General features: G+C 31.1%; 5 protein-coding genes. 3 read left to right on the top strand and 2 right to left on the bottom strand.

Going from position 1 to position 7,347, the window contains the following annotated elements:
- Nucleotides 1–293: 293 nt before the first annotated feature.
- The 3 genes from EQG68_RS11590 to EQG68_RS11580 all read left to right on the top strand — a co-directional run bounded on the left by EQG68_RS11590 (nt 294) and on the right by EQG68_RS11580 (nt 2,841).
- Nucleotides 294–887 (top strand): carboxypeptidase-like regulatory domain-containing protein, encoded by a 594-nt coding sequence (locus EQG68_RS11590; RefSeq protein WP_164975447.1) that lies wholly within the window; start codon nt 294–296, stop codon nt 885–887.
- 275 nt (nt 888–1,162) lie between these two features.
- On the top strand, nt 1,163–2,149 hold the full coding sequence (locus EQG68_RS11585; protein ID WP_129465043.1) for an acyltransferase: 987 nt from the start codon (nt 1,163–1,165) through the stop codon (nt 2,147–2,149).
- An 83-nt stretch (nt 2,150–2,232) separates the two neighbouring features.
- Nucleotides 2,233–2,841: a hypothetical protein gene (locus EQG68_RS11580; protein WP_129465042.1), complete on the top strand. Its 609-nt coding sequence runs from the start codon at nt 2,233–2,235 to the stop codon at nt 2,839–2,841.
- 137 nt (nt 2,842–2,978) lie between these two features.
- Here EQG68_RS11580 and EQG68_RS11575 read toward each other — a convergent pair whose 3' ends face one another.
- Both EQG68_RS11575 and bglX read right to left on the bottom strand, forming a co-directional pair.
- Complete coding sequence (locus EQG68_RS11575; RefSeq protein ID WP_129465041.1) at nt 2,979–4,742, bottom strand: MFS transporter; 1,764 nt, start codon at nt 4,740–4,742, stop codon at nt 2,979–2,981.
- 264 nt (nt 4,743–5,006) lie between these two features.
- Entirely contained in the window at nt 5,007–7,304 is a 2,298-nt protein-coding gene (gene bglX / locus EQG68_RS11570; protein WP_129465040.1) for a beta-glucosidase BglX, read from the bottom strand.
- Between the last annotated feature and the right edge of the window lie 43 nt (nt 7,305–7,347).

Genomic DNA, 7,347 nt, shown 5'->3' with positions numbered 1-7,347 from the left:
AAAGGAGAGTAGTAATATACTTCTTCCCTTCACAAGACTTTTGTTTTTTTTCTTTCTAAGCTTTTGAATTATTTATAAAAAATGACGAAATATTTAACAATTTTAATTTGGTAAAACCATAGTTATCGGGGAGTTAAATTAATATATTTTTAAACCATTAAGAAATTAAGGTTCATTAAGCTTGCTTGGTGAGGTTGATTTCTTGGTGGTTTTTTTTGTACATTTGAATTAAATCTATTTTTATGTCGCAAAATTATCACATCCCAAAACCTTGTTCCGAAAATTGGTTAACAATGACAACTGTTGAAAAGGGAAAATTCTGTGAACTTTGCAACAAAAAAGTACATGATTTAACTACCTTGAATAAAGTTGAAATTAAAAATTTATTAAAATCTGAAGAAAAAGTTTGTGGAAGAATAAGAAAAACTTATCCAAATTCTAAAGTCAACATAAAAAAATATGGAATTGTATTTACAATAGCTTCGGTTTTAGGATTTACAAATTTGAATGCGAAATCAAATCTACCACTTATACAAATAGAAACTACAATTCCATATCAAAATCATACAATTCAAAATGATACTATAATTTTAAAAGGAACTGTAAAAGAGGAAAAAATGCCTTTACCTGGTGTTTCAGTAAAATTAAAAGGAACTAATCTAGAAACAAATACTGACTTTGAAGGTCATTTTTCCCTCACAATCCCAAAAAATGAAATTCCACAAGAACTGATTTTAATTTTCAGTTATATAGGAATGGAAACTAAGGAAGTTGAAATTAAAAAAAATAACGAAAAAATTGAAGTTGAACTAACTTCTGACAATATGCTTCTTGGAGAAGTTGTTATTGTAAAAAAATCATTTTGGAGAAGAATATTTGGTCAATAAATGGAATAATTAAAAAATATTAGCTCCGGAATTTTGATGGCTTTATTTATTTAATGATTACAAAAGGTAAATACTTTTCAAGAAAGATTGATTGGGGAGCTGGGAATTAAATTAATTTGTTTTTAAAACCATTAAGAAGTTAGGTTCATCAAGCTTGCTTGGTGAGGTTGATTTCTTGGTGGTTATATATTTAATATTCCATTTAATTTTTAAATTAATTCTCATTAGTACTGTATTTTTGATTAATTTGGTTTTATTAATTAAATAGAGAATAAATGAGAAAACATTACCTCGATTACATAAGAACTTTTGCCTTAATGGGTGTTATCGTAATTCATGTGTCTTCAGTTGAAATTCGAAAATTTGATATTAATTCAAATCACTGGTTAATCGCACATTTCTTTGACTCTATCTCTCGGGTTTCTGTTCCATTATTTTTTATGCTAAGTGGTGTTTTTTCTTTTAAAACTAAAGTCAATAATAAAAATTTTATTATAACTAGACTAAAACGTTTAGTAATCCCTTTATTGTTTTGGGCTTCAATATATACAATCTGGAATTTAATTATCAGTGACAGAAATTACACAATGTTAGGAATAATAAAAAAAATAATAATTGGTCCTTATGTATTTCATTTTTGGTTTGTTTATACGATGATAGGCTTAACATTATTTATTCCAGTAGTAAATAATTGGATGATTCATAAAAAAAAAGCAGCCTATTTTTTAATTTGTTGGTTTATTGTTGTTCTTATCAATCCTTTAATAGAAATTTTTACTGGACTAACACCTACAATAGATTTAATCAATTTTAGTGGTTTCTTTGGTTATCTTGTATTAGGATATTATCTTGAAAAGTATGTTGTAATGACAAAATTTTTATTTTTCATTAGTGCTATAACTTCATTTTCAATTTTTGGTATATTTTACTTGAGTTTAAATAATGATAATCCCTATATTTTTTACGATTATTTACATCCGTTAATTATTATTATATCTGCCGCTACTTTTTTATTTTTAAAAGGACTGTTTATGCGTATTAATTCAAATAAGTTCCTTTTTTTAATCCAAACTAATAGTTTTGGAATATACCTATTACATATTTTATTTTTACGAAATATCTTTACTGAATTTAATTTTACTGCTTCAAATTTTAATTCTCTACTTTATGGTATTCCGATTGTCGCAATAACATGTCTGTTTTGCTGCTTTATAATTTTAATTTTACTTCAAAATTCACCTTTGAAAAAATTCATTACTTAAAAAGTTATTTTTAAGTTAACAATAAAGCATAAAATGAAATACTAACATTACCATAAAACATGTAGGTTTAAATAGATAAAATCATGAAACTAAATCAGAAAATATTTGCTATATGTTTTTTTGTTTCTTTACTTTTTTATTTAATTATTTTTAAAAATTTATTTAACCCAATTAAAAAACATGATACGAATGAAGAAATAGTGACAGAAGGAGATATTTGTATGATTATAAAAACTGTTTTAGATGGTTCAACAACAATAAATAATCTCGATGGAAATCAAGATTGGTATGTTTTGGATGAGTTACTACCACCTGAACATTTTGAAATTTCAAATAAGAATAATTACTTTACAGATATAGAATTTAAAGTCATTCAGAAACAGCTTGATGAAAGAAAAAAAATGAAGTTGATTCAAGATTCAATTTACCCAAAACAATTACTCTCAAGTAAAGTAATTGATTCAATTATTACGATAGTCGACGAAGAAGGTTCTGATAGAAAAAATAATTTCATTAAAAAATATACACAGAAATTTGGTGATAAAAATTACATAATTTATAGCTTACCTTTGTTTTCAAGAGATAAAAAAACTGTATACATAGAACAATCTGACATTTTTGGGGGTAAAGCAATCTATTGTAGAAAAGAAAATGGAAAATGGAAATTTTATATCACTAAAATTTGGATTTAAAAAAAAGGAAACAACTACTCAAAGTGTTTCCGTTTTTTTTGATTTAAACTTCAAATTATAATCAATATTTGCCAAAACTTTTCATAAAAAAACCCGACAATCACTTGTCGAGTTTTGCTATCTAAATTAAAAATTTGTTAGTGGCTTGCTTCTGCTTCTATTTCATCCACATTAATGCCTTGTTTCTTTAAAATGCCTTTTACTAAAATGGCAAATAAAGTCAGATAACCAAAACAGACTACTGCAATACTATACGATTGATGTATTCCTATAATATCTGATAATTTACCTTGAATTGGCGGAATAATTCCTCCACCCAAAATCATCATAATCAAAAAAGCCGAACCTTGCGAAGTATATTTCCCTAATCCAATAATAGACAAACTAAAAATGGATGGCCACATAATACTACAAGCCAAACCTCCGGCAAGGAAAGCATAGATAGCAATACCACCTGTTGTAAACAAACCAATTAACATGGCCATAATTCCGAAACTTCCAAATATCAATAAGGTTCTTGCTGGTTTATCCTTACTCAAAAAGAAAGCTCCAATTTGAACCAATACACAAACTACATAATAATAAAGTGGTTTCATATCTTTTCCTGAAAGGATATTCACACCCAAAATAATTCCGAAAGCTACCAACGGAACAATAATTAAAGCTATTGTTTTTTTGCTTCCTTGAAGATTAAAAACACTAATTGCTCCTGCCCAACGACCAATCATTAAACTTCCCCAATACATGGATATATAAGGTGCAATTTCTGACGATTGTAAACTTCCAAATTCTTTTAATTTTAAAAGTTCTCCAAGATTACTTCCAATGGCGACTTCCACTCCAACGTAAGTAAAAATAGCCAACATTCCCAAAACCAATTGCGGATATTGCATGGCTCCCCAACCTTCAGAGTGCTTTTTAGCTGATGTGTAGGAAAATAAAATTCCGCCAAGCACAACCAACAACGCTCCAGAAAGCCATAACATTCTTTCATTCTCAAGCGGCTCTTTAAGTGTTTTCACTTCATTCTGTTTATGTTCAATAGCTTTATCAAAATCAACCAAAGGATTTTCGATTAATTCGTTCGTTTTTTTCAATTGAACAATTTCACTTTCCAATTTTTCAATTTTCAAAGCTGCTTCACTCTTATAACTTTGAAAAATTGGCGTAAACATAACTGCCAATAAAATAGTCATTACAACTAAAGTACGCAATGCTTTGTTCGCTTTTTCCATTGTTTCATTTGCAATGCCACTTGGTACTTTTTTAGAAAAGTAAAACAAAGCGGCGGCGGCAATAAACAATAATCCAACACCAATATATAAAATAACAACTTTACTTAATTCTAATGCTTTTATTTGCTCATCTGAAATGGATTTTGCCGTTCCAAATAAAGCTAAAGCCACCACAATTGGACCAATAGTAGTTCCAAAAGAGTTGATACCGCCACCAAGATTTACTCTACTTGCACCCGTTTTTGGGTCACCTAACAAAATAGCAAATGGATTGGCAGCAGTTTGTTGCAATGAAAATCCTAATGCTACAATAAATAATCCAACCAACATTCCGGCATAAACACTTGCTTCAACAGCAATAATCATGGCTCCAGCACCAAGTGCAGAAAATAATAATCCGTAAACGATACTTTTTTTATAACCCCATTTTCCAACTATATCTTTACCAGACATGTCACCCAAAGCAAATAGTAATAAAGCCCCAACGTAATAAGCGGTATAAAAAGCAAAATCAACCAACTGTGACTGAAATTGATCCAAAGAAAAATAACTTTTGCAAAAAGGAATAAAAATGCTGTTTCCGGCAGCTATAAAGCCCCAAAAGAAAAATACCGTTATCAAGGTATAAAGTGCAGGATAATTTGTTTTAGTGGTTGCTGAACTCATTCGTTTAGGTTTAAAGGTTAGTTTCGGTTTTTTTAATTAAATTCTAAATATAAATAGAACTAATTGACAAATTAAATCAACCAAAAATAGTTATCAACGAAATTATGTTTAAAATATAGTAAGTAAACACTATTCTGTTTTTTTAATTTTAAATACGTTAACGAATAATGTTAATTTATAAAGGTCTGAATTTATATATAATACAAATTGTGATATAGAAAATTTATAAGAAGTAATTCTAAAAAAAATCATTTTTAAACTCCTTTATGGTACGAACTCAAATTGTACTTTTTCAGTAGTCGAAGAATTGGCTCCGATGAATACCTCAAACCATCCCGGTTCGGCAACAAATTCTAAATCAGAATTATAAAATTTTAAATCTTCTTCTTTGATTTCAAAAGAAACAATTTGTTTTTCTCCTTTTTTAAGATTGATTTTTTGAAAACCTTTTAACTCTTTTACCGGACGAGTCACCGAACCCACCACATCTCTGATATAAAGTTGAACCACTTCTTTTCCATCAAAATTACCGGTGTTTGTAACTTCAATAGAAGCAATTATTTTTCCGTTTGCACTCATCTTATCGGTAGATAATTGAAGATTAGTATACGAAAATTGAGTGTAACTCAACCCAAATCCAAATGGGTATAACGGCTCATTGCGTTCGTCAATGTAATTGGACAAGTATTTCACAAATTTTCCTTCAGTATTAGTCAATGGTCTTCCTGTATTTTTATAATTGTAATAAATCGGAATTTGTCCTTCACTTCTAGGGAAAGTAGCCGTTAATTTTCCGGAGGGATTTTCATCTCCAAACAAGACATCTGTAATGGCTAAACCGGCTTCTGTTCCCGGGAACCAAACATTCAGGATGGCTGCAACTTTTTGACTTTCTTCCACCAAAACTAATGGTCTTCCCGTGAATAATACCAAAACAACCGGTTTACCCGTTTTTAGTAATGCATCCAATAATTCTTTTTGAACGGATGGAATGCCTAATTCTGTTCTACTGCTTGATTCTCCACTCATCTCAGCAGATTCACCTAATGCTGCCACAATCACATCGGCTTTTGAGGCTATTTGAAGGGCTTCATTCAACAATTCTTCTTTGGAACGATTGTCTCGATTCAAGGTTTTTCCAAACATGGTTGCCCGCTCTTCATAGGCGGCATCAGCTACTAAATTACTGCCTTTGGCATAGAGCACATTCACTGATTTTCCTAAAACTGCTTTCATTCCATCAGCTAATGGAATCGCCTTTTCATGCTTAGTTGCCACACTCCAAGTTCCGGGCATATTGACGGCATTATTCCCAAGCGGACCTATTACAGCTACTGTTCCGGACTTTTGTAAGGGTAATAACTGATTATCATTTTTAAGTAAAACAAACGATTCAGCAGCTATTTTTCTAGCCTCTGCTCTGTGTGGAGCGGTAAAAATATCGGTCTTATTCCGCTTTAAATCACAATAACGATACGGATCATCAAAAAGGCCTAAATCATATTTAGCACTTAAAATTAATCGAACGGCTTGGTCTACTCTTTCCATTGAAACCTTACCTTCCTCCACTGACTTTTTTATTGTTTTTAAAAAACCGGCACTCACCATATCCATCTCAATTCCGGCATTCAGTGCAGAAGCGGAAACAGTTTGAAAATCGCCTACTCCATGTCTCATCATTTCTTGAATAGCGGTGTAATCCGTAACGACAAAACCATTAAAATTCCATTGCTTTCGCAATACATCTGTCATTAACCATTTATTACCGGTAGCCGGAACGCCATCAACCTCATTGAAAGAAGCCATTACTGAACCAACACCGGCATCAATAGCTGCCTTATAAGGCGGAAAATATTCATTATACATGCGGATTCTACTCATGTCAACCGTATTGTAATCCCTACCACCTTCGGGAGCACCATATAAAGCAAAATGTTTCACACAAGCTAAAAGAGTAGTATTGAGAGCCAAATCTTTTCCTTGATAGCCTCTAACCATTGCTTTAGCTATTTCACTACCTAAATAAGCATCTTCACCTGAACCTTCAGAAACCCTTCCCCATCTTGGATCGCGAGATATGTCAACCATAGGTGAGAATGTCCAATTGATACCTTCTGCACTGGCTTCTTTGGCTGCAATTTGGGCACTTCTTTCAATCAATGCCAAATTCCATGTAGAAGACAAACCCAACGGAATCGGAAAAGTCGTTTCATAACCGTGAATGACATCCATACCAAATAAAAGAGGTATTTTAAGACGGCTTTGTTCAACCGCAATTTTTTGAACTTCTCTAATCTTTTCTATAGATTTGATGTTGAAAAGTCCACCCACCTTACCTTCTTTGATATTTTTTACCACATCTGAGCTACTGGCTTGCCCAGTGGTAATATCGCCTGATGTTGGAAGATTTAATTGTCCGATTTTTTCTTCCAACGTCATCTTAGAAAGCAATTGTTCAATGAATTCTGACTTGGAACTAAATGGTTGACTTTTATTCTCTGATTGAGCAATCAAAGTAGTTGAAATTAAAATAGTACATACCAAAATTGGAATAAATTTCATATTCATAAAATTTATCCCAAATGTAAAAAACTATTCGAATTAA

The sequence above is a fragment of the Flavobacterium piscinae genome, from assembly GCF_004122145.1.
GTDB classification, from domain to species: Bacteria; Bacteroidota; Bacteroidia; order Flavobacteriales; family Flavobacteriaceae; genus Flavobacterium; species Flavobacterium piscinae.
The sequence above is the reverse complement of the archived record's forward strand: the minus strand, read 5'-3'. Positions and strand labels throughout refer to the sequence as shown.

Coding starts and splice junctions, on each gene's coding strand:
- EQG68_RS11590 (WP_164975447.1), top strand. CDS start 294: ATGACAACTGTTGAAAAGGGAAAATTCTGTGAACTTTGCAACAAAAAA.
- EQG68_RS11585 (WP_129465043.1), top strand. CDS start 1,163: ATGAGAAAACATTACCTCGATTACATAAGAACTTTTGCCTTAATGGGT.
- EQG68_RS11580 (WP_129465042.1), top strand. CDS start 2,233: ATGAAACTAAATCAGAAAATATTTGCTATATGTTTTTTTGTTTCTTTA.
- EQG68_RS11575 (WP_129465041.1), bottom strand. CDS start 4,742: ATGAGTTCAGCAACCACTAAAACAAATTATCCTGCACTTTATACCTTG.
- bglX (WP_129465040.1), bottom strand. CDS start 7,304: ATGAAATTTATTCCAATTTTGGTATGTACTATTTTAATTTCAACTACT.